This window comes from Spartinivicinus ruber, from assembly GCF_011009015.1.
Classification (GTDB): Bacteria; Pseudomonadota; Gammaproteobacteria; order Pseudomonadales; family Zooshikellaceae; genus Spartinivicinus; species Spartinivicinus ruber.
In genome coordinates this window covers 3,796,988-3,820,290 of sequence record NZ_CP048878.1, presented here as the reverse complement: position 1 = coordinate 3,820,290, position 23,303 = coordinate 3,796,988, and the positions used below count along the sequence as shown (strand labels likewise).

The 23,303-nt window shown below is 40.6% G+C and carries 20 protein-coding genes; 12 read left to right on the top strand and 8 right to left on the bottom strand.

Features of this window, described 5'->3' with window-relative positions; genetic code table 11:
* Nucleotides 1-91 precede the first annotated feature (91 nt).
* Genes G4Y78_RS17345 through G4Y78_RS17330 form a run of 4 tightly spaced genes read right to left on the bottom strand, consistent with a single transcriptional unit; the run spans nt 92 to nt 3,553 of the window.
* On the bottom strand, nt 92-610 hold the full coding sequence (locus G4Y78_RS17345; protein ID WP_163834220.1) for a winged helix DNA-binding protein: 519 nt from the start codon (nt 608-610) through the stop codon (nt 92-94).
* Between the two features lie 16 nt (nt 611-626).
* The gene (locus tag G4Y78_RS17340) at nt 627-1,949 is read right to left on the bottom strand and encodes a TRAP transporter large permease (RefSeq protein ID WP_163834219.1); all 1,323 of its coding nucleotides are present in this window, start codon (nt 1,947-1,949) and stop codon (nt 627-629) included.
* Nucleotides 1,949-2,536, bottom strand: coding sequence for a TRAP transporter small permease (locus tag G4Y78_RS17335; protein ID WP_222937521.1), 588 nt, complete (start codon nt 2,534-2,536; stop codon nt 1,949-1,951). The genes G4Y78_RS17340 and G4Y78_RS17335 overlap by 1 nt, the downstream gene beginning before the upstream one ends.
* Nucleotides 2,537-2,554: 18 nt before the next feature.
* Nucleotides 2,555-3,553 (bottom strand): TRAP transporter substrate-binding protein, encoded by a 999-nt coding sequence (locus G4Y78_RS17330; RefSeq protein ID WP_163834218.1) that lies wholly within the window; start codon nt 3,551-3,553, stop codon nt 2,555-2,557.
* 326 nt (nt 3,554-3,879) lie between these two features.
* On the opposite strand from G4Y78_RS17330, the gene G4Y78_RS17325 reads away from it, so the two are divergent.
* The 3 genes from G4Y78_RS17325 to G4Y78_RS17315 are packed head-to-tail and all read left to right on the top strand — an operon-like array spanning nt 3,880 to nt 6,315.
* Entirely contained in the window at nt 3,880-4,659 is a 780-nt protein-coding gene (locus G4Y78_RS17325) for a 5-oxoprolinase subunit PxpA (protein ID WP_163834217.1), read from the top strand.
* On the top strand, nt 4,656-5,363 hold the full coding sequence (gene pxpB / locus G4Y78_RS17320; RefSeq protein WP_163834216.1) for a 5-oxoprolinase subunit PxpB: 708 nt from the start codon (nt 4,656-4,658) through the stop codon (nt 5,361-5,363). Before G4Y78_RS17325 ends, pxpB begins: the two co-directional genes overlap by 4 nt.
* Nucleotides 5,353-6,315, top strand: coding sequence for a 5-oxoprolinase subunit C family protein (locus tag G4Y78_RS17315; protein ID WP_163834215.1), 963 nt, complete (start codon nt 5,353-5,355; stop codon nt 6,313-6,315). The genes pxpB and G4Y78_RS17315 overlap by 11 nt, the downstream gene beginning before the upstream one ends.
* Here G4Y78_RS17315 and G4Y78_RS17310 read toward each other — a convergent pair.
* Nucleotides 6,305-7,033: a substrate-binding periplasmic protein gene (locus G4Y78_RS17310; RefSeq protein WP_163834214.1), complete on the bottom strand. Its 729-nt coding sequence runs from the start codon at nt 7,031-7,033 to the stop codon at nt 6,305-6,307. The two genes, G4Y78_RS17315 and G4Y78_RS17310, sit on opposite strands and share 11 nt — an antisense overlap.
* A 10-nt stretch (nt 7,034-7,043) precedes the next feature.
* The gene (locus G4Y78_RS17305; RefSeq protein ID WP_163834213.1) at nt 7,044-7,787 is read right to left on the bottom strand and encodes a substrate-binding periplasmic protein; all 744 of its coding nucleotides are present in this window, start codon (nt 7,785-7,787) and stop codon (nt 7,044-7,046) included.
* A 125-nt stretch (nt 7,788-7,912) separates the two neighbouring features.
* On the opposite strand from G4Y78_RS17305, the gene G4Y78_RS17300 reads away from it, so the two are divergent.
* The 8 genes from G4Y78_RS17300 to G4Y78_RS17265 all read left to right on the top strand — a co-directional run bounded on the left by G4Y78_RS17300 (nt 7,913) and on the right by G4Y78_RS17265 (nt 17,840).
* Entirely contained in the window at nt 7,913-8,803 is an 891-nt protein-coding gene (locus G4Y78_RS17300) for a LysR family transcriptional regulator (protein WP_163834212.1), read from the top strand.
* Nucleotides 8,804-8,903: 100 nt separating this feature from the next.
* The gene (locus G4Y78_RS17295; protein WP_163834211.1) at nt 8,904-9,722 is read left to right on the top strand and encodes a putative hydro-lyase; all 819 of its coding nucleotides are present in this window, start codon (nt 8,904-8,906) and stop codon (nt 9,720-9,722) included.
* Nucleotides 9,723-9,773: 51 nt separating this feature from the next.
* Nucleotides 9,774-10,877, top strand: coding sequence for a TRAP transporter substrate-binding protein (locus G4Y78_RS17290; protein WP_230425607.1), 1,104 nt, complete (start codon nt 9,774-9,776; stop codon nt 10,875-10,877).
* 45 nt (nt 10,878-10,922) lie between these two features.
* Nucleotides 10,923-11,519 (top strand): TRAP transporter small permease subunit, encoded by a 597-nt coding sequence (locus G4Y78_RS17285; RefSeq protein ID WP_163834210.1) that lies wholly within the window; start codon nt 10,923-10,925, stop codon nt 11,517-11,519.
* 2 nt (nt 11,520-11,521) lie between these two features.
* Nucleotides 11,522-12,808, top strand: a complete 1,287-nt coding sequence (locus G4Y78_RS17280) for a TRAP transporter large permease (RefSeq protein WP_163834209.1) — start codon at nt 11,522-11,524, stop codon at nt 12,806-12,808.
* Between the two features lie 267 nt (nt 12,809-13,075).
* Nucleotides 13,076-16,732 (top strand): hydantoinase B/oxoprolinase family protein, encoded by a 3,657-nt coding sequence (locus tag G4Y78_RS17275; RefSeq protein ID WP_163834208.1) that lies wholly within the window; start codon nt 13,076-13,078, stop codon nt 16,730-16,732.
* 96 nt (nt 16,733-16,828) lie between these two features.
* Nucleotides 16,829-17,602: a substrate-binding periplasmic protein gene (locus tag G4Y78_RS17270; protein ID WP_163834207.1), complete on the top strand. Its 774-nt coding sequence runs from the start codon at nt 16,829-16,831 to the stop codon at nt 17,600-17,602.
* 25 nt (nt 17,603-17,627) lie between these two features.
* Entirely contained in the window at nt 17,628-17,840 is a 213-nt protein-coding gene (locus G4Y78_RS17265) for a hypothetical protein (protein WP_163834206.1), read from the top strand.
* Between the two features lie 30 nt (nt 17,841-17,870).
* Here the strand turns inward: G4Y78_RS17265 and G4Y78_RS17260 are convergent, their stop codons facing one another.
* Complete coding sequence (locus tag G4Y78_RS17260; protein ID WP_163834205.1) at nt 17,871-19,463, bottom strand: BCCT family transporter; 1,593 nt, start codon at nt 19,461-19,463, stop codon at nt 17,871-17,873.
* Nucleotides 19,464-19,859: 396 nt separating this feature from the next.
* On the opposite strand from G4Y78_RS17260, the gene purU reads away from it, so the two are divergent.
* Nucleotides 19,860-20,726 (top strand): formyltetrahydrofolate deformylase, encoded by an 867-nt coding sequence (gene purU / locus G4Y78_RS17255; protein WP_163834204.1) that lies wholly within the window; start codon nt 19,860-19,862, stop codon nt 20,724-20,726.
* Nucleotides 20,727-20,905: 179 nt separating this feature from the next.
* Here purU and G4Y78_RS17250 read toward each other — a convergent pair whose 3' ends face one another.
* Entirely contained in the window at nt 20,906-23,299 is a 2,394-nt protein-coding gene (locus G4Y78_RS17250) for a mechanosensitive ion channel family protein (RefSeq protein ID WP_163834203.1), read from the bottom strand.
* Nucleotides 23,300-23,303: the final 4 nt, after the last annotated feature.

The window sequence follows — 23,303 nt, the reverse complement described above, 5'->3', positions numbered from 1 at the left end:
AATACCCAAGTGATATATTGAAATATGCTGGGTAGCGTGCCACTTGGCACAACCATACTTTTTTTGAAAATGATATGATCTACAAAACTGTTTATAGTGATGCTGCTGCTCTGGAAGCCTGATCATAAATACCTGACAACATCCGTAACGCATTGGCCACTTCACCTAACTCTTTATTCGATAGATTTAAGGCTTTTAACGAGTTAACTAAACAGGCTTCACGGATTTTACGGTATTTTTGGCAATAGTCTTGACCAGATTCGGTTGTATTATAAAAAGTTTCCTTACCTTGTTTAGTGCCGACAATCATGCCTAGGCTGACCAGTTTGCGTACAGAATAGGAGATTGTATGAGTATCTTCCAGGTTAAGAATAAAACAGATGTCTGATACTTTTTTGGGACGTTCCCGATGATTAATGTGATGAATCACTAATACGTCTAGCGGTGTCAGTTCATTGACACCACTGCTGCTAGAGCAGTGAAGCATCCAGCGTTGAAAAGAGTTGTTGGCAATGGTTAGCCCATATTCAAATTCACTGAGTTCCCGACTTAGCTCGGAAACTAGGTGAGAAGATGAAACGATGGAATTAAGCTCTTGGTCATCAGCCATTTCATTACCTTATCGATTAATTCGTTGTCATCTGTGCGGGGAGGAAGGTGACAATGTCTGGGAATATAATAATTAATAGCACTGCCATTAATATGAGTAAAAAGAATGGCAATGCCGCTTTGGCTATGTACCACAAATCTTTTCCTGTAAGCCCCTGGATCACAAATAGGTTAAAACCAACAGGGGGCGTTATTTGGGACATTTCTACTACCAATACAATAAAAATACCAAACCATAACAGGTCGATACCGGCTTGACTGATCATAGGGAGTACCACAGATGTAGTGAGTACTACTACAGAGATACCATCAAGAAAGCAGCCAAGAAAAATAAATAATCCTGTTAGCGCTAACAATAGCATAAAATTCGATAGATTCAGTTCAGCGATCATAGTGGCCAGCATTTTAGGTAAGCCTAAAAATGCCATGGCGGTAGTAAGAAACGCGGCACCAGCCAAAATTAGCGCAATCATGCAAGCGGTTTTAGTGGCCCCCATTAAGCTTTCCATAAAGGTTTTTTTGCTTAGGGTGCCTGTCATCAGCGATAGAGCTAAGGCACCGACAACCCCAAACGCGGCGGCTTCGATAGTGGTGGTTAGGCCTCCGTAAATAGAGCCAAGCACGAAAGTAATCAGTGCAACAACTGGGATTAAACTGGCAGTTTGCTTTATTTTAGCTTTAAAACTCAGACTTTCTACTGGTTGTTCAACCTGATTGGTAGCCATCAAGTTGCGTTTATTAAAGGCTGACCAAAGCATGGTGAAGCCCATAAATAAACTGACTAATAAAATACCGGGTAATATACCCGCAATAAATAGTCGAGCAATGGATACCTCGGCTGCTACCCCGTAAACAATTAAAATAATAGAGGGAGGAATTAATAAACCTAACGTTCCTGAACCGGCTAAAGTGGCTATTGACATTTTGTCTGAATAGCCCCGCTTACGTAGTTCGGGCATTGTCATTTTGCCAATAGTAGCCGCTGTGGCAGCGGAAGAGCCAGAAACTGCTGCAAAAATACCGCAACTGATGATGTTAACATGCAATAATTTTCCTGGTATCCGTTGTAACCAGGGGCTTAATCCTTTAAATAAATCCTCTGCCAGGCGGGTTCGAAATAAAATTTCCCCCATCCAGATAAAGAGGGGTAAGGCGGTTAGTGACCAACTGGAAATAGCACCCCAAGTGGATGTCGCGTAAATATTTCCAAAGGCATCATTACCATAGAAATACATGCCGGCTAAAGCTGCTGCAAATAGCGAGAGTCCAACCCACATTCCCGCGGCTAGAAAAGTAAATAAGCCAATAATAACAATCAACGAAATAGTGAGTGTTTCCATTAGCATCCCTCCTCAGGTAGCACTTCTAAGTTGCTCTGTTCCTCTGCCTGCATATAAGCTGGCTGGTTACCCATTAATAGCGTGATTAATTCGTCGATTAAAGCCAAAGTAAAAATGACTAAACCTGCGGTTGGTGCTATTTGGGGAATCCATAAAGGTACGGGTATATAGCCAGCCGATATTTCTTCAAAAATATACGACTCATACACCATATAAGCCATGTAGTAGCTCATAAATAACCCAAGCAACACAGCAACAAGCAGAACACTGATTTCCAGTTTGCTGCGAATGGCTTGAGGCAAATGCTTGCACACTAAATTAACTCGAATATGAGCACCATGGCGGAAGGTATAGGCTAGTCCCAAAAAGCTGGAGGCTGCTAATAAATATCCTGCAAAATCTTCAGTAGACGGGATAATTGTACCAAACCAACGACCGATACTTTGTGCCAAAATTAATAACGTAATGGCTAAAATGCAAATGCCAGCTAATACCCCTGAAGCATTGTAAATAAAGTTCAACATACCTCTTACCCGTGAAGGGGGTGGAGGGCTAGTGGCGGACTGATTTGTCGTTGGATTTTGCATAATTCATATTACTTGTTATTATTTATTGTTGTAGGCTTCAAGAATCTGTTTAGCTCTATCACCCGCGGCTTTGGCCCATTCTTTAGTCATTATTTCACCCAGTTTAGCTAGATCAGCTTGAAGCTTTGCATCTGGTTTGGTTACGTTAATACCATTTTTAGCCAGGGCTTCTGTTTTTATGTTGGTTTCTTTTTCTGCCATTTCCCAGCCTCGTTTTTCTGCTTCGGCAGCAGCAGTTAATACGGCAGTTTGCACTGTTTTGGGCAGTCGTTTAAAGCTGCGATTATGGACAATCACCATATTCTTCGGAATCCAAGCCTGTACATCATTGTATTGAGATACATAATCCCACGCCTGACTGCTGACTCCCGTTGAAGGTGATGTGATCATTGTATCAATAATCCCAGTGCTGAATGCTTGAGGAATTTCTGGCGTTTGTACAGTAGTAGGTGTGGCTTTTAACAGCACTGATAGTCGCGATAAAGTAGGGCTGTAAGAACGCATTTTCAGACCTGCAAGATCATCAATCGCCTCAACCGGCTTTTTTGAATAAATACCTTGTGGTGGCCAGGGAACAGCAAATAATAACTTTAAACCATCTTTAGCCAGGCTTTTTTCTACTGCAGGCCGGGAACTGTCCCAGAGCTTTTTGGCTGATGCAAAGTCCGTGGCTAAAAAAGGAATGTTATCCAGTTTAAATATTTCATCATGATTGCCCAAAATAGCCATAAATAATTCGCCGACTGGTACTTGGCCGGTGCGAATAGCTCGGTGAATTTCACCATGCTTAAACAACGAGGCTCCAGAATGTACTTTAATTTCTAACTCACCTTTACTGAGTTTTTTTACATCTTCTGCAAACTGACGCACATTTTTAGTATGGTGGATACCATCAGCATAAGGTGTAGGCATATCCCATTTTGTAGCAGCAAACACTGCTGAAGAGCCCATTAATATGGCGGTTGTCGTTAGCAGGGCAGTTGTAGCGGTGGCTGCGATTTTCACAAACTTGTTCATATTAGATAACTCCAATTGGTTATTTATTAGTGTTATTCGCTTTTATCAGTACATTCCATGCTTATTAAAAGAGTTTCCTTTCGTTTGTCGCTTTGTATAAGTGCTTTCCAGGGCTCTGTAAGTAGTTTCTCTTATTAATCTTGTGAGTCTTACGTTATGACAAGTGTAATTATAAGTCAATACACATACAAAACACTTGTAAAATGTATTTGAAATATTTACTTTATGAATGAGAATTGGTTTCTAGATAATAACAACAAGCCAAACAACTTCATCACAGTGCACAAAAACAACTGCTTGAGGCTTGGACTGCTGAGGATTGAGTAATGAAATTGAATTGCGATATGGGAGAGAGCTTTGGTAACTGGCGTAAAGGCATGGACACAGAGGTGATGCCATTTATCGATATGGCCAATATTGCCTGTGGCTTCCATGCCTCAGATCCCATGACCATGGATCTAACCGTCAGAATGGCTAAGGAGCATGGGGTAGCAATTGGTGCTCACCCAGGTTATCCCGACCTAATAGGTTTTGGTCGCCGTGACTTACATTGCTCTCCACAAGAACTCAAGTCCATCATTATTTATCAGATTGCTGCACTTGATGGTATCTGCCGTAGCCATGACACAGAGATCAGTTATGTAAAGCCCCATGGTGCGCTCTATAACAAGATGATGCAAGACCGCCAAGTGCTGGCAACAGTAATGGCAGGGGTAAAGGCTTATAACCGTGATTTGGCGCTTGTGGTATTGGCCAATAGTGAACGTGATGCAATCCAGCGTTTAGCAGGCCAGCAGGGGGTGCAAGTACTATATGAAGCCTTTGCTGACCGTGCTTATGACTGTGATGGTTACTTAGTAAAGCGTGACCAGCCAGGGGCTGTACTTATGGATCAGCAACAGATTACCCAACAAGTATTGGAAATCATTGTTGAAGGTCAAGTAACAACGGTAGAAGGTACTTCTATTCCGCTTAAAGCGGATACCATTTGTGTGCATGGCGATAATGAACTAGCTGTTGCAACTGTTCGTCACATCCGCCAAGCATTGGGTGTCCATTTAAGTAATTTACTTCCTGAAACAGCATCACAGTTGGCAGTAAAATGAAAATCCAACCGTTAACCGCCAATTCGTTAATTGTTTATTTAGGGGCATCCATTGACCATGCTGTTGCACATAAAGTGGGGACGGCTACTGAACGTATTCGCAATGAGCTGGCGGATTATGTGGTGGATATGGTGCCTTCTTATCACTCAATTCACCTGACGTATAATCTTGGTAAAACCAACTTCTTTGATTTTCAAGCACTGCTACGCAATCTGTTAGTCGATATTAATCAACAGTCATTTAAAGAAGTACAATCAACGGTAATAGAAATTCCTGTTTATTATGGACCTGAAGTGTCGTGGGATATGGACCATATTGTTCAGTATACACACCGTAGTGCTGAAGAAATTATTGATATTCATACAAGTGAGCTTTACACCGTTTATGCCATTGGCTTTAGCCCTGGGTTTGCTTATTTAGGTAATATTGATCAACAAATTGCCCTTCCACGAAAAGCAACACCACGCACCCGTGTGCCAGCTGGTAGTTTAGGTATTGCCGATACTCAAACGGCTATTTATCCGAGTGAATCGCCTGGTGGTTGGCAGATTTTGGGGCGTACCCCCATAAGCTTGGTCGATTTTCAACAAGCTTCACTTACCCCTATCAAGATGGGAGATTTGGTTAAATTCATAGCAATCGATAGACAAGCGTTTTTAAGTTTAGGAGGGACGTTGGAAGGAGAGAATAACCATGGCATTTAACGTTATTAATCCCGGCTTGCTCTGTTTAATTCAGGACTTTGGCCGCTATGGCTATCAGCATATTGGGGTTACCACCGGAGGCCCCATGGATGAGCATGCATTTTTATGGGCGAATCGATTATTAAATAATGCTTATGATGCAGCTCAGTTGGAAATTACCATTGGCATGGTCAGTTTAGAAGCTCAATCGCCAACCCAAATCGCCATAACGGGCGCTGATTTGGGGGCAACAATTAACAATCAACCGGTTCGCCCCTGGCAAAGCTTTGTAATTAATAAAGGCGATCAGATTAGTTTTAATCGACCTAGAGTGGGCTTAAGGGCTTATTTGGCAGTACAAGGTGGTTTACAAATTACCTCGCAATTAGGCAGTGTAGCGACAGTAATGCGAGAAAAACTGGGTGGATTGAATGGTGATGGTAAAAAGCTAGCGGCAGGTGATGTACTACACTATCAACCCTTTAACCAAATGGTTTCGCAGCCATTTATCAGCAAACGGGTACCCGAACAGTTTATTCCGGATTATTCTGTACCATTAACTTTAGGGGTGATGCTTGGTTATCAGTGCGATAGCTTTTCTCAAGTTGAAATTAATAAGCTATTTACTGGTGATTACAAAATTACCCAAGATATTGACCGTATGGGCTATCGTCTGGCTGGTGAACCTGTCAATAGCGTTCTCAATGGTATTATTTCTGAAGGCATTTCTTATGGTGCGATTCAAATCCCGAAAGATGGTCAACCGATTGTGCTGTTAAGAGATCGGCAGACTATAGGAGGTTATCCTAAAATTGGTTGTGTCACAGCTATAGACGCAGCACGGCTATCCCAGCGAGGCCCTGGTGCCACGGTGCGATTTGCCCTTAAGGATATTCACCAAGCTGAAGCAGAGCGGATGATTTATAACCGATTTTTTGGTATCCAGGCGAATCGTAAAAAAATTAGCGAATAGGTCCTAGCGTTTTTAGTTCTTGATCAAATATAGCCTTTAGTTCAGTTAAATTCTTTTTTTTGGTAAAGGCAATGTAGCTGGGTACTTCCTGTAAGGGGTGAACAAGTAGTTTAAAACTATTGGAAAATTCAGCTATGTTGTTATCAATGGTGTATTTTGCAACATGATAGTTATATGGAACAATATCCACGCGGCTGGACTTTAATTTTCTAAGATTGGCTTCTAAGTTATGTACTGTCTCCAGCTGTAGATTTTTTTTAAAGTTATCAAAAATACTGCCATAACTTATAGTTGAAACAACACCAAAAGTATATTGTTTTAAGCTTTTAAGTGGTGCACTTGGATCATATTTTATAGTACGATTTTTATGAATAAACAGGGAAACTATTTGATAGGCGAGTACTTCATTAGAAAAATCTAGAAATTGTTCTCGATCAGGGTTTTTATAAATGGTGAAAATTGCATCTGCCTCACCTTTTTTAGCCATACTAAGAGATCTTGTCCAGGGCAAAACTAAAATTTTAATGTTTAACTGATTTCGCTTGGCAATCTGTTGAACCCGATCAACAGCGAACCCTTTTGGATGTAGTGTTTTTTTATCCAAGTATTCGTAGGGGGGAAATTCAAGGGTAACGAAATGATATTCTCTAGCCTGTAAAACGCTACCAAGAAGGCCACTCAAAATAATGAGTGTTTTAATGATGGTACGACTATACACAATAGCGAGGTTATTTATAGTTGTTTAACACCTGTTCAATCCATTGTGCCTCGTTCATTTTTTTTAGCTCTTGATCAAACTGATCGCGAAGGCTTGCTAAGCTTTTCTTTTTCGAAAAGCCAATATAGCTTGGGATGTTATCGAATGGCACTGAGAGTCGTTTAATTTTACCAGAAAAGTCTCCTTTTTTCTGAGACAAGGTATAATCACCCACATAAATATTAGAAGGAACTAAGTCAACCCGAGCATTAGCAAGTTTTTTAAAGTTAGACACCAAGTTTGTCGCAGAGCTAGTATCAAGTTTAGATTTGACTTGGTCAAACTTTTTCCCATAGCTAATAGTGGAGACAACACCTATTTTATACTGGGTTAGGCCATCGAGTGGTAAAGGTTTTTCGGTATCAATTTCTGATCCAGAGTTGACATAAAAGCTAACTGACTGGGGAACGAAAACTTCATTGGTGAAGTCGATAAACTTTTCCCGTTCTGGATTTTTATAAATAGTAAAAATAGCATCCGCCTCACCTTCTTTAACCATGTTAAGCCCCCGAGTCCAAGGGAGTACTTTAATAGTTATATTGTGGCCAAGGTTTTTGGCTATCTTTTGAACGGCTTCGACAGCAAAGCCACTAGCTGCTTTGGCTTGTTTGTCATAATAGGCTATAGGAGGAAATTCAAGCGTTACAAATAACAGCTCTTTGCCAAAAGTATTGCATGAAAACACTAGTAACAGCAATAAAAAGCGAGGGCTCATAGTAACCTCCCAGTCTTAATATGATAAATACTATCAAAATAAGGCTATCAGACAATTACCAGCTTGCAACTTTAAGTGTTTAAACTTTTCTTAGGTATAGAGCAAATAAAAAGAGAAAATACATAGTGCGCCTTAAAAACTTAGAAACCTTTTTAGCTGTAGTGAAATGCGGTAGTTTTCGGGGAGCAGCAGATTATCTACACACTACTCAGCCTGCTATTTCAGCACGAATTGCTCAGCTTGAAGATGAGTTGGGCATTGCTTTGTTTGATCGCGCCAAACGAAAGGTGGTGCTGAATAACAAAGGGTATGAATTACTACCTTATGCTGAGCGTATTATTGCATTGAATGAAGAACTTGAATTAAAAGTAGGTCAGGAGTCAAGCTATGAAGGGTTGGTTAGATTAGGCACATCTGAAACCCTTTTGCATACCTGGGTTCCACAGCTGCTGAGTCAACTGGGACAACGATTTCCTAACTTGAGTGTCGAGATGGAGGTAAATACCACTCAAGGATTACGTAATGCATTAACCAATGGAGAGATTGATATTGCATTATTAATGGGGCCGGTGTCAGAACCTAGCATGCGAAATGTTCCACTAAATAAATATGCATTAGTTTGGGCGGCTAGTCCTAAATTGAATATTGCTTCGCGCTGCTTACAGTTAGCTGATATTGCCGCTTATTCGATTTTGACCTATCCCCGTCAAACACGGCCCTATATTGCTTTAAAAGAAGCTTTGCAGCAAAGAGATATACAAAAAGTGTGTATTAATACTTCCGCTTCATTGGCCACAATTTTGCATTTAGCGGTGGCTGGGCGGGGGGTTACTGCCTTGCCACTTGAAGTGATGAGAGAGCAGCTAAATAATGGTGATTTAATGGTAATTGACGTTGACTATACATTGCCAGACTTAGAGTTTACCGTTACCTATTCGCCAACCAGTACCACACCTATTCTTGAAGTGATTGCCAATATAGCAAAAGCCCTGGCGCAAAACACCAATGAAAAATAATTTTTATCATTCGTTATCAAAAAGTACGATTGGAATTTATTACAAAATGCAATGATGATAGCTCTCAGCATCAATAATTTTGTGCTGGGAGAATATAAAAATGACTGAGCTAAATCAGCGATTCTTTGATAAACCTATTCAGCCACTCCAATTAAAAGCTATTCGACAAGAAATCCGTAGTGGTCAATTTATTCATCATACCTCTGGGCTTGCACCTGGCTTAGTACAAGCCAATATTGTTATTTTGCCCAAGCGTTATGCTTATGATTTTCTTCGGTTTTGCGTACTAAACCCAAAGCCATGTCCATTGCTTCATGTCAGTAATGAAGGTGACCCACAAATAAATGAACTGGGGGATAAGCTGGATATTCGTAAAGATGTCCCTAAATATCGAGTTTTTCGCCATGGCATTTTAGAGTCGGAGGTAACCGATATTTCCTCATTTTGGCAAAATGACTTTGTCATTTTCACCTTAGGTTGCTCTTTTTCTTTTGAAGAAGCCCTTGTAGGGGTGGGGATTAAATTACGTCATATTGAACAAGGCCATAATATAACGATGTTTAAAACCAATATACCCTGCCAGCCATCGGGTCCGTTTAAGGGGAACCTGGTGGTAACCATGAGGCCATTAAAACCTCAACAAGCGGTGCAAGCTGTTGCTATTTCCAATCGTTTTCCCAGTGTTCATGGTGCACCGGTTCATTTAGGAGATCCTGCGGCCATTGGTATTGAAGATATTAGCAACCCCGATTTTGGTGATCCTACCATTGTGGAACCAGGTGAAATACCGGTGTTTTGGGCCTGTGGGGTAACACCTCAGTTGGCCATTATGGAGGCTAAACCGTCAATTTGCATCACTCATAAACCAGGTTGCATGTTAATTACTGGTTTGCTCAACCAAGCGTTGGCAATAGCCTAAGCTAGTAACAGAAATACAACGAAGTAAGTAGAAAAAGCAGGAGGGAGTCCCGTGCAAATAATAACGAACGTAGAAAGACAATCAACTATCCAGAAAAATAATGGTTTTCAAAAGTGGATGATTACCTTGGCGGGTGTTATCGCCATCGCTATAAGCTTAGTCACATTCAGTTTTGCTGCAGAGTTGCCGCACACCAAGCTTCGAGTGATCGGCACTTGGAGTCACCTGAACCAATATAAAAAACATGAAGCCCCTTTTTGGCGTGATGAAATAAAAAACCTTTCAAAAGGTGCCATTACTGCAGATATTAAAGGATTTAATGATCTTGGTTTAAAAGGTAATGAAGTCATGCGGTTAATGCGCAGTGGTGTCATTGACTTTGGTACCACCGTTATGGGCTATTTAGCGGCCGATGACCCCATTAATGAGGCAATCGATTTAGCAGGGTTAAGCCCAGACATTGAAACAGCTAGAAAAGTATCCAATGCATTTAAGCCTGTATTGGAGGAAACTTACCGGAAAAAATATAATGTTAAATTATTAGGTATTTGGCCTTATTCTGCCCAAGTCCTGTTTTGTAATGCACCGATTAAAGGATTAACTGACCTCAAAGGTAAAAAAGTACGCACCAGTAACCGAACCTTATCAGAGTTTGTTGATGCATTGGGGGGCACTGGAGTGACATTAGCATTCAGTGAAGTGGTATTGGCATTGCAAAACAAAGTTGTCGATTGTGCTATTACTGGAGCTATGTCAGGTTATAGTGCTAAATGGTATGAGGTGTCCACGCATTTATATGAATTACCGGTGGGCTGGTCGCAGGTGGTGTTGGCCGTCAGCTTACGAAAATGGCAGCGTTTAGATCCCAAAGTGCAACAATTTTTAGTAAATCATATTAATCAGCTGGAAAATCGTATCTGGCATTATACTGCAAAGGAAACCCTTGAAGGTATTAATTGTAATACAGGTAACCAGTGTAATAGCGGCAAAGCGGCGAACATGAGGTTAGTGCAAAGCACGGCGGATGACAAAAAACAGTTAAAGCATATCTTACTAAATAGTGTCTTGCCAAAATGGTCCAAGCGATGCAATAAAAAATGTATTAAACAATGGAATGCCAGTGTTGGTAAGGTGGTAAAATTAACTGCCAACTAAGAAAAAATAAAAAATTACAATGTTTATAAAATAGGGATTAGCTTGATGTTAAATGCTCTATACCAGCTAACTGAAAAAATAACCCGGTTATCGGCTTTGATGGGTGGCATGTTAATATTATTCTCTGCTTTTTTAATTACTATCGATATTATATTAAGAAAAGTGTTCACTATATCTATAGGTGGGGCAGATGAACTCAGTAGTTATGCCTTGGCGATTGGCTCTAGTTGGGCCCTGGGTTATGCCTTATTTTGTCGGGCCAACATTCGGGTAGATGTCATCTGTTATATGCTTCCTCTCAAGTTGAGAGTGGTGGTCGACTTACTGGCGTTAATTGCCTTAGGAGTAGTGGTTGCGGTCTGTTCAATCTATGTTTTTTATACCCTGGCTGATTCATGGCAGTTTGATAGTCATGCCAATACGCCACTACAAACACCTCTTGTAATACCACAACTACTTTGGTTTATCGGTTTTGTCGTATGTGTGTGGACATTCATTTTACTTTTTATAAAATCCAGTGTTGCGATTTTTCAAGGAAAATTTAATGAAGTTAATGGAGTGATAGGCACACGCTCAATAAAAGAGGAAATTAATGACGAAACACATTTAGTAAAAGTAGAGCAGCAGGCCAACGGAGGGTAGTTATGTTTATTACCGCAATTATTTTATTATTAATACTTATAGCGCTTAGTATACCGATTGCTGCAGTGCTGGGTATTTTAGGATTATCGCTCGATAGTCTCTATAGCCCATTTCCCTTACATAAAGCAATGGGAGAGGTGACTTGGTCTGTTGCAACTGACTTCATCTTAGCTGCAATTCCTATGTTTGTATTGTTGGGCGAAATATTACTGCGTAGTGGTATTTCTCAGCGTATGTACAGTGCTATGGAAATATGGCTTGGTCGGGTGCCAGGTGGGCTAATGCATTGTAATGTTGCATCCAGTGCTGTTTTTGCTGCAACCTCTGGTTCATCTGTTGCCACCGCTGCCACCATTGGTACGGTGGCGATCCCAGAGGGAGAGCGCAACCAATATAATCAGCCTTTATTTCTCGGTTCGTTAGCTGCGGGTGGTACCTTGGGTATCTTGATCCCACCCAGTATTAATTTAATTATTTTTGGTGTATTAACCGAGACCTCTATTCCCAAACTATATTTGGCTGGTATTTTTCCAGGTTTAGTTCTGGCTTTTTTATTTATGGCCACCATTGCTGTTGCTTGTATGGCTAAACCCGCTTGGGGGGGAGAAAAAAAACAGGTAGGCAATATGAATAAGCTGAAGGCAATCATCAGTTTATTACCACCATTGGGTATTTTTGGAATAGTAGTTGGCTCTATTTATGCTGGTTGGGCAACCCCTACAGAAGCCGCTGCTATAGGGGTAATGGCTGCCTTAGGCTTATCTGCTGGAAATGGTTCGTTAAGTTGGGCCATGTTATCTGACGCATTAGTAGGCACAATGCGTACAACCGCGATGGTGATGCTGATTATTTTGATGGCTTATTTTTTAAACTTTGTGCTTGCTTCAATTGGATTTACCCAAGTGCTAACAGATATCATTGCTGAACTAGGCTGGACACCTCTGCAAACAATCATAGCGATCATTATTTTTTATATAATAATCGGTTGTTTTATGGAAACCCTTTCTATGATGATTACAACCGTTCCCTTGATTGCACCAATAGTGGTTGGGTTAGGCTATGATCCTATTTGGTTTGGGGTGTTACTCATGGTTTTATTAGAGACCGCACTGATTACCCCACCTATAGGTTTAAACCTGTATGTGGTTCAAGGCGTTCGTGAAAAAGGTCCTGCTAAAGATGTCATCATGGGCGCATTACCGTTTGTGGCTGCCATGTTTGTCATGGTGTTTATTTTAGTGGCGTGGCCTGAGTTGGCGCTGTGGTTACCTGAACAAATTAGTTTATAGCAATCAATAGTTAATTTAAAAATAATACGACACTTATTTCTTTCTCGAATCATTGTAGTTGGAAAAATTAAGTTATATATACTCAAAGCGAATGGTTTGTAAGGGCGGCCGTCGAGTGATGAGGCCCATGAGTTTATGTATTTATAAATGATTGGGTGAATACAATTTATTGCTCCTGCATAAACTGTATTCACACCATCCATGGTGCTTAGCGACGACAGCAAACCTTAAAAATCATTCGAGAAGGATATAGAAGGTTTTATATTGATGACTAAGCAAACAAAAGCAAAAAATCAGAATGATGATAAAAGAAAATGGCAGTTTTGGATTGATCGTGGAGGAACATTTACTGATATTGTTGCACAAAAACCTGATGGTAGCGTTGAAACGAAAAAAATATTATCTGAAAATCCTGAATGTTATAAAGATGCAGCTATACATGGCATAAAACAGTTTTTGAATTTGACTGAAGCACAGGCAATTCCTGCCAATACAATTGATGTTGTTAAAATGGGCACAACAGTAGCTACCAATGCATTATTAGAGCGAACCGGTGAGCCAACAGTATTAATTATTACCAAAGGATTTGCTGATGCTCTTCAAATTGGTTATCAAGCCCGGCCCGATATATTTGCGCAAAATATTGTATTACCCGATCAACTGTATCAACGGGTGATAGAAGCAGATGAACGGGTATTAGCGGATGGTACAGTGATACGACAATTAGATGGAGAATCATTACGAAAGGAACTACAGGCGGCACGCAATAACAACATTAAATCTTGTGCCATTGTTTTCATGCATGGTTATCGTTATACCGCTCATGAGCAGGAAGCTGCAATGATCGCGGCACAAGAGGGGTTTGAACAAATCAGTGTTTCCCATCAAGTCAGCTCGTTAATAAAGTTAATCAGCCGTGGTGATACGACAGTCGTGGATGCGTATTTATCACCTGTTTTGAAACATTATGTAAAACAAGTGACGTCAGAGCTGCAAGAGACCCGTTTATTGTTTATGAAGTCAAACGGTGGATTGACCGAAGCAAGTCTGTTTGCAGGTAAAGATGCCATTCTTTCTGGACCTGCAGGGGGAATTGTCGCTTGCGCACGAACAGGGCAATTGGCAGGCTTTAATAAAATAATCGGGTTTGATATGGGGGGAACCTCAACGGACGTTTCCCATTTTAATGGTGAGTTTGAAAGAAGCTTTGAAACTGAGGTTGCAGGCGTAAGGATACGAGCACCGATGATGGACATTCACACTGTGGCTGCAGGTGGTGGCTCGATAGTTAAATTTGAAAATGGACGTTTTCAAGTAGGGCCCGAGAGTGCAGGCGCTAATCCTGGGCCTGCCTGTTATCGTAAGGGTGGACCACTGACAGTTACTGACTGTAATCTGATGCTGGGAAAATTACAGGCTCAACATTTTCCTCATGTATTTGGTCCAAATGGTGATTTACCTTTAGATGAAACTGTCGTGCAGGAAAAGTTTACAGCGCTTGCGAGAAGAATAAATACAGAAACAGGTCAATCATTAAGCTCCATGCAAGTGGCTGAAGGTTTTTTGAAAGTGGCGGTCGATAGTATGGCCAGTGCAATCAAAGCGATTTCCAGTCAACGTGGCTACGATGTGAGTGATTATGTCTTAAATTGTTTTGGCGGGGCAGGTGGTCAACATGCTTGTTTAGTGGCTGATGCGTTGGGGATGAGTCGAGTCATGGTACACCCTTATGCTGGTGTTTTATCGGCTTATGGTATGGGCCTTGCCGATATTACGGCAATGCGGGAGCAAACAGTTGAACAGCAATTCACGGCAAATAATTTGTTTGAGCTGGAAAAAATGATCCACACCCTAATAGATGATGCTAATGGTGAGTTATTTAGCCAAGGAGTTTCAACAGATAATATTATTGTTCACCAAAAAATGCACCTTAAATACGCAGGAACTGACTCTACAATTGATGTGGATATTAATAGTTATGACTGTATGAAAGCGCAGTTTGAGAAAAAGTATCAGCAGCTTTTCGGTTTTACTATTAATCAGGTGAGCATTGTTATTGATAGTGTTGCTATTGAGGTTGTGGGACGGTTTGAGCGTACTGTCAATAACAGTACTGCAATGGAAATTCCTGTTATTGATCCTATCAAGGTTAAACCACTGGCCACCACAGTTGCATTTATGGGAAATCAACAAGTTAACCTACCTATTTATGATGGATTGAATTTGCTACCTGGTACTCAGATGACAGGCCCTGCGGTAATCAAAGATAATAATTCTACGATAGTCGTTGAACCTGGTTGGAAAGCAGAGGTTAATGAAAGGCGTTATATTGTGATGGAGCGTTATCAGGCCTTGCCTTCTTTAATGGCAGTTGCCAATCAATGCGACCCTATTATGCTTGAAGTGTTCGGTAATTTATTTATGTCTATTGCTGAACAGATGGGGATCACCCTACAGCAAACGGCTTATTCTGCCAATATTAAAGAACGTCTTGACTTTTCCTGTGCCATTTTTGATGGTGAAGGTAATTTAGTCGCTAATGCGCCGCATGTACCAGTACATTTGGGCTCAATGGGGGAAAGTGTAAAAGCCATATTGATTAATCGTAAAGGGAGGATGAGCCCTGGTGATGTTTATATGCTTAATGATCCATACAATGGTGGTACCCATTTACCTGATATAACGGTCATTACTCCTGTGTTTGATAAGGGGGGGCAACAGATCCTATTTTTTGTAGCTAGCCGAGCACATCATGCGGATATTGGTGGAGTGACACCAGGATCGATGCCGCCAAATAGTACGAGTATTGAGCAAGAAGGGGTGCTGATCAGTGATTTTTTATTGGTTCAGGATGGTGTATTTCAAGACACTAATTTATACCATTTATTGAAAAATAACCCTTATCCCGCGCGTAATCCTGATCAAAATATAGCAGATTTAAAAGCACAAATTGCAGCCAATAATAAAGGCGTTGTTGAGCTATTAAAAGCAGCTGAGTTCTATGGCCTCACTACAGTTAATGCTTATATGCGGTATGTTCAGGAAAATGCTGAAGAGCAAGTACGCCAAGCCATTGATGTGCTATCCGATGGTGAATTTACTGTGCATAATGATGATGGCAGTTATATCAAAGTAAAAATTACTATTGATCATAAAAAACGGTCAGCGGTGGTTGATTTTTCAGGTTCCAGCTCGCAGCGGACATCTAATTTTAATGCACCCAAAGCAATAACCCGTGCGGCAGTGTTGTATGTTTTTCGAACACTAGTCAACAGTTGTATTCCTATGAATGAAGGCTGTGCATTACCTATATCATTGGTGATACCAGAGGGCAGTATGCTAAACCCTGTTTACCCTGCAGCGGTTGTTGCAGGTAATGTAGAAGTGAGTCAATGTGTCACTGATGCATTATATGGAGCCTTAGGGTTGATGGCATCTGCTCAAGGCACCATGAATAATTTTACCTTTGGCGATGAGGTGCATCAGCACTATGAGACAATTTGTGGTGGTGCTGGGGCGGGTCATGGCTTTAATGGGGCTAGTGCAGTTCATACCCATATGACTAATTCCAGACTAACGGATCCGGAAGTATTAGAGTGGCGTTTTCCTGTGCAGTTGGAAAGTTTTTCAATTAGAAAACAGTCGGGTGGGCAAGGGTGCTGGCAAGGTGGAAATGGAGTGGAGCGGCGCATTCGTTTTTTAAAACCCATGACTGCAGCAATTCTGGCTAATCATTATAAAACACAGCCTTTTGGTTTAAGTGGTGGGCAGCCAGGTCAGTCAGGTAGTGCGCATATAATAAGGGCAAATGGAACCACAGAACTACTGAGTGCTACTAGTATTGCCACAATGGAGACGAATGATATATTTGTCATTAAAACACCTGGAGGTGGAGGGTTTGGTGCTAACAAAACTGAAAACTAAGGCTATAATGGACTGTAGAAATGTTTAGAGATGTGCATGTTACACAGCAAGGAGTAGCGCTTAAATCACTCTAATTATAAGTTGCAAGGTGGATGTATGAAAAATAATAAGAAGCTATGTCAATGGTTAGTTAGCTTGTTATCCAGTATTATGTCGCTTGCTATAAGCCCTATATTACAGGCTAAGGCACTTAATATTGTTACAATTAATTATCCGCCTTATATTATTGATGAAAATAATGGGATTGCAATAGAATCCGTTAAGGCAGCTTTAGATGAAATGAAGGTTGAATATAACATTAAGATAAAAACATGGAAGTATTCATACCAAAGAGCTGTGGATGGGCGTGCAGATGCAATTTTTACAATATATAAAACCAATGAAAGAGAAAAACTGTTGCTATATTCAAGTGTGAATATAATAAAACAAGGCCCCGCATTGTTTTATATGAAAAAAAATAAAAAACTGGAAGGAAAAAAAACTGTTAGTGCGAATGAGCTTGGTCAGTATATATTTGGAGCGATTAATAAGTTTAATTATGGTGAAAAATTTGACTTAATGAAAAAGAGTAACACTGTGAGTCAATTTGTTTATTCACATAACTTGGACCAAAGTCTAAAAAAACTGCTAAGAGGGAAGAGTGATTTAATTATTCATGATGAATATGCATTTCTATATAGAGTATCTAATTCAGGTTTGAGTAAGTTTGTCTCAAAGCTGGAGTTTGATCTTGGTAATAAAAATAGCTATATAGCTTTTTCTAGGAAAACAATGGATCAAGATTTTGTTAAGAAATTTGATTTTTATTTGGAGCAATTTATAAAGTCTCAGGAGTATAAGGCGCTGTTGAGTAAATATACTAGTCAATAAAGTTTTGTGTTGAGCTTGCCTAAAGATGAAGCCAACGATTTGTGTATTTACTTTTTTGTATACATTACCTTTACTGTCTATGTTTTCTGTGGTTCAGGCCAAAGCCTTGAAAGTGTTTACAGAAGATACTCCGCCTATCAATTTTGCTGATGAAAATAATAATGCCGTTGGCTTCTACTTCAGGGGAGAAGCTGGTTTTGCTTGTTTAACACCCGATACAGCTTATCACATAGGGTGAGTCACCTCACCCTATGTGATAAGATTGAACCTAAGAGCTTTCTACTTGTAGGGTGGGTGTAAGCATTTGTTGCTGTTCTAATTTAAATCCTCTAACTAACCCCCACATCATGACAATAATGACTACTGAAAAGGGTAAGGCCACATTAATAGAAGCGGTTTGTAGGGCTTTTAAACCACCGGCTAATAGTAATACCGCAGCGACAGCACCCTCACTGACTCCCCAAATCACTCTGTGGATGGTGGCTGGGTGTGGATTGCCGTGGGATAAAATAGTTGCTACTACTAAAGTGCCAGAGTCTGCAGAGGTGATAAAGTATGTAGCAATTAATAGGGTGGCTATAAAGGTGGCTGCCCAACCCACGGGGCCGTTGTCCAGCTTTTCTAGTGTAGTATACAATGCGGAGGTCACGTCGACTTTTACTGCATCAATAATACCTGCTTGGCCAACAGCGGCAACCATTTCACCTGCTTCATTTTTGACCTGATGAAATAACTCCAGCCATAATGCCGTACTGCCAAATAATGTAAGCCAGATGAAGCCTAACAACGTGGGCACTAATAAAACCCCTATAACAAACTCCCGAACGCTTCTACCACGGGAAATACGGGCAATAAACATTCCCACAAAGGGTGCCCAGGCTATCCACCAGCCCCAATAAAAAGCTGTCCAGCTATTTTGCCAACCACTGGTTTGGCTTTCTGCATCGGTCCATAAACTTAAAGGAATTACGTTTGCCAGATAGTCTCCAGTATTTTGTAAAAAACTATTCAACAAGTAACGAGTAGGGCCATACAACAGTAGAAATCCCATAATAATAAAAGTCAGCCAGAGGTTAATACTAGAGAGCCACTTAATACCTTTACCGACGCCAGTCACAGTTGATAATGTGGCAATAGCTGTTACCAAGGTAATTAAAATGATTTGATTGGTGGTTGATATTTCTATACCAAATATGTGGTGTAAGCCGGCATTCATTTGGGAAATACCTAACCCCATTGAAGTAGCTACCCCAAATACAGTGGCAAACACACTTAATACATCCACTAAATGTCCCCAGGGGCCATATAGGCGATCACCAATTAAAGGGTGAAGTGCAGAGCGAATCGATAAAGGTAATTTTTTACGATAGCTGAAAAAAGCCAGTGACAAGCCCACTACCACATAAATAGCCCAAGGGTGTAACCCCCAGTGAAAATAGGTTAGGCGCATGGCTACTTCAGCTGCCTCTGATGTCAACGGTTCAGAAATAAAAGGGTTGCCTTGAAAATGATGAATAGGCTCAGCAATAGACCAGAATACTAACCCAATCCCCATGCCAGCACTGAACAACATGGCAAACCAGGCAAAATAGCTATATTCTGGTTTTTCATTATCATCGCCCAGTTTGATCTGGCCATAAGGGCTGGTAATTAACCAAAAGCAGAAAAATAGAATAAAGGCAACAAGGCCGATATAGTACCATTTGAAATAGCTAAGTATCCAACTGGACATATCGCCAAACCAACTCGCTATTGTATCCGTTATTAATACACCACTAATCACAAATAAAAAAATTGTTATAAAAGAAATCGTCGATGAGGTGGGGTCGGTACCTCTAAAAAAGCCCTGTGTTGATACCATGGGTTGGTCCCCCTTTTATAATTATATTTTTGAGATAAAACAGATAATGAAGCTGTGGTTAGCTGGTTCACACTTATTATGGAGGGTAGCGGCTTTCTGGGTAGTGAGGGGAGTGTAAGTAAGGTCCAATGTATTGTTTTTTAAGTAAATAATTCACTATATAACTTCCTAGAATATGCCCAGGCTGATTCTGGCGTATTACACTGGTAGCAACATAGTTAAAAGCGACTTTTTTCAGTAAAAATATCGACTGAAAGTAAATAAAGGCTAATAGTAGGATAATTCAGCATTGATTTAGTCGTTTTGAAGTAACAGGCTAATCGCTTAGCTGACCATAATCAGTATTTGGTCGATCCATTGTAAGTCAACTTATTATGAGTAAGAAAGTACAGTAACATGGTTGATAACGCTACCTATATATTAACAGCTACCTGTCCAAGTCGTTTGGGTACTGTTGATGTCATTACGCATTTTTTATATCAACAAGGCTGTTATATCAAAGACATGCATAGCTTTGATGATACGAAAGGCCAGCAGTTCTTTTTACGGGCGGCATTTCGTCATGATAATGGCGATGTCATTAATATAGAAGCATTTAAATCGCAGTTAAATGAGCGAGTGCAACCATTTAATATGACCTGGCAGTTACATGGACCTGACCGTGTACCAAAAGTGTTAATTATGGTCTCTAAACATGATCATTGTTTAAATGACTTGCTTTATCGTTATCGAACTGGCCACTTAAATATCGAAATACCCGCGATTATTTCTAATCATCCTGATTTACAAGGTTTAGCCGATTGGCATCAGATTCCTTATTATTACTTGCCAATTACTGCAGAAACCAAGCTCCAGCAAGAAGCGAAAGTATGGGAAATTATCCAGCAAACGCAGGCTGAACTCGTCGTGCTTGCTCGTTATATGCAGGTATTATCAGCTGATATGTGTGATAAGCTTAATGGTTGGGCCATTAACATTCACCACTCGTTATTACCTGGTTTTAAAGGTGCAAAACCTTATCATCAGGCGTTTGCTAAGGGGGTTAAATTGGTGGGGGCAACAGCTCACTATGTCAGTAATGAGTTGGATGAAGGACCTATTATTGCCCAAGGGGTAGAAACAGTGGACCATACCCATTACCCCGCAGAACTTGCTGAAAAAGGAAAAGACATCGAATGTCTTACTTTAGCGCGAGCAGTTAAATATCACTGTGAAAATAGGGTGTTTTTGCACCATAATAAAACAGTGGTATTTCCGGATTAACTGTATTTTGATGAGCTTTCCCCTTTTTTAAAAGTCGCAAAAGTTCATGGGGTAACAAGGTATTCAAAGTTATCAAAACAGCTTTAGCTCTAGAAGCTAGGGATGCCTTTTAGAGCTGTTATTCCATGTCAAATAGAAGACCCCTTTTCAATACTTATTTGAAGGTGAAAAGGTATTATTTAAGCAGAACCTTCATCACTGCCAAGATCATCGGCTTTTTCATCATCAATTCGATTTTGTTTTTTAAGCTCATCAGAAGCAATGACACTGCTAGTGGCTGCTGCTGCGGCTTTTTGTAAACTAATAGCGGCTTTATTGTCATCACCATTATTAGCAACTAATTTCTCTTCTAAGTGTTTGGGTAGTGCCACTTTCACTTCTCGGTGAGCAAAGTGAATACCATTGGCTTCTAATGCTTCTTTTACCTGGCGGTAGGCTTCCCGTCGGATCACCCACTGTTCGCCGGGTTTGCAGGTAAATTTCATACGAACAATTAAAGCAGATTCTTCTACTCGTAAGACTCCTTGTGACTTTAATGGCAAAATCATATTGGGGCCCATTTCTTCATCTTCCATCATTTTTAGCCCCACTTTTTTGATGATTTTCCGGACTTTTTCAATATCAGTGTCATAGGGTAGGCGTAGCTCAAGCTTCATGGTGATCCAGTCTCGGCTAAGATTTTTAACAGTGGCAATTTCACTATACGGCAATGTTTGTACTGCACCTAGGTGATGTCTTAACCGCATAGAGCGTACTGAAATATGTTCTACTGTACCCCGTAGGCCTCCAGCCTCGATATATTCTCCACGACGAAAAGCATCATCCCATAAGAAGAAAATGCCTGAGATAATATCTTGCACCAACTTTTGGGCGCCAAATCCAATAGCAATACCCACTACACCTGCACCAGCCAGTAAAGGGCCAATTTGTACACCCAATGAGTGTAAAATTGAAATAATGACTGAAACAACAATAATGGCTAATAAAAAGGTGCGTAATAAAGGTAGCAATGTTTCTACACGGCTAGCTCCAGCACCTCCTCCTTCACCTTCTAAACTCGCCCCTTCTTCAGTCACAGGTTCAGGTAAGTGACGCTCAATGGCCGAATGAATAATTTCCCATAGGATATACGCCGTGAGCAGGGTAATAAGAATATCTAACCCAGCGGATATAATCCGTTGGCCAAATTCCGTATTAATAATAGCTAGGGCACCGAATCCCCAGGCTTCTGCTAAAGCGACAATAGCGGTACCAAGTAACAAAGTGCGGAAGCCGGTTTGGATAACATGGATAAATTGATGTGATCGCTCTGGAAAAGTTCGGCTTTGCAGCCACTTAATAGTAACAAGTTTGGTCAGCAGTTTATGAAATAAACGATCTGCAATGGGAAAGAGTAGGGTTAGCCACCAAGCTAAGTCTACTCGCCGATAGAGTGCTTCATTATCTAAAAAGAAATTAAATGCCCAAACAAACCATAAAGCAGCTATCCATAAGGTAAACAGAAATGGCCAAATCTGGCTAAGTAGTTGCTTAGGTAAGGAGGTGAGTGTTGTTTGACAGGATGTAGCTGGTTCTAACTGCGTTGTAGGTTGCTTGTTAGTATTATCTTCATCCTCTGTAACAGGCGACACAGGTTGAGTTGTAGACTCTAGTGGTTGATCACTGAATAATTTGGCAATTTGCTTACGGTTGATCCAAGTAAAAAGTAGCAATATGCTGGATAAACTCAGGCCTACACAGGTTACGGTGAGAAAGCGTTGTAACTCTAGTGGCATGCCTAATTCAAACCATAGGTCAGAGGTGTAAATGCCGAAAACATATACTGCCGTAAAAAGTAACACCCAGTGGTGGAACCGTCTAGCATCATTGCAGTGTAGAGGTAATGGCCGAATGCCTTTGCTATAAGGGGCAAATAGTGCCCTTGATAAGACATAAATGATTCTAAAATTAACAACTGCAAAAAAGTAACTAAATAGTGTTGTCTCCATTGTATTAGGCAGGTCGAACAAGATAACAGCGGTGAGGCTACCTGCGGCGGCAAAAAAACCAATACTAATCAAATCAAACAGGGTTCTTAAGAAAAAATAGCCAAGTAATGTGGTCCATTCATGAGCTTCTTGCAGGGAAATTCGTTGATTTAATACCTGTAGTTTACGGCCCATCAGTTTTTCTGCTGCCCAGCCTACAGTACACATGGCTAAAAAAATAGCGACTAACCATAAAAGACCTGACCAACCTTGATCGCCGCTTGCTTTGAGAAATAGATTATAAAAAATAACCTGAGCGTCATTGATTTGTTGGCGGAGCCGCTTCAGTGATGCTTTTAGGTGCTGCTTTTGCTGAAACCCAGATAATACATTTTGTTTTCTAGTCATTTCTGCTGCTTGTATTGACAAGCTTTTGATAAGCAGTGCCCGGGCTTGTTGGTCATCTAAAGGCGCGACATAATCTGACACTTGTTTTGGATTGGAGGGACGGTCTTCATAGAGTTGCTCAACCGTTTCTGAAGAGGCTTTTGTTGAACTGGTTAAACTGCTCACTTCCGCTGTTAACCCCAATTGGGAGAAAACCATTAGC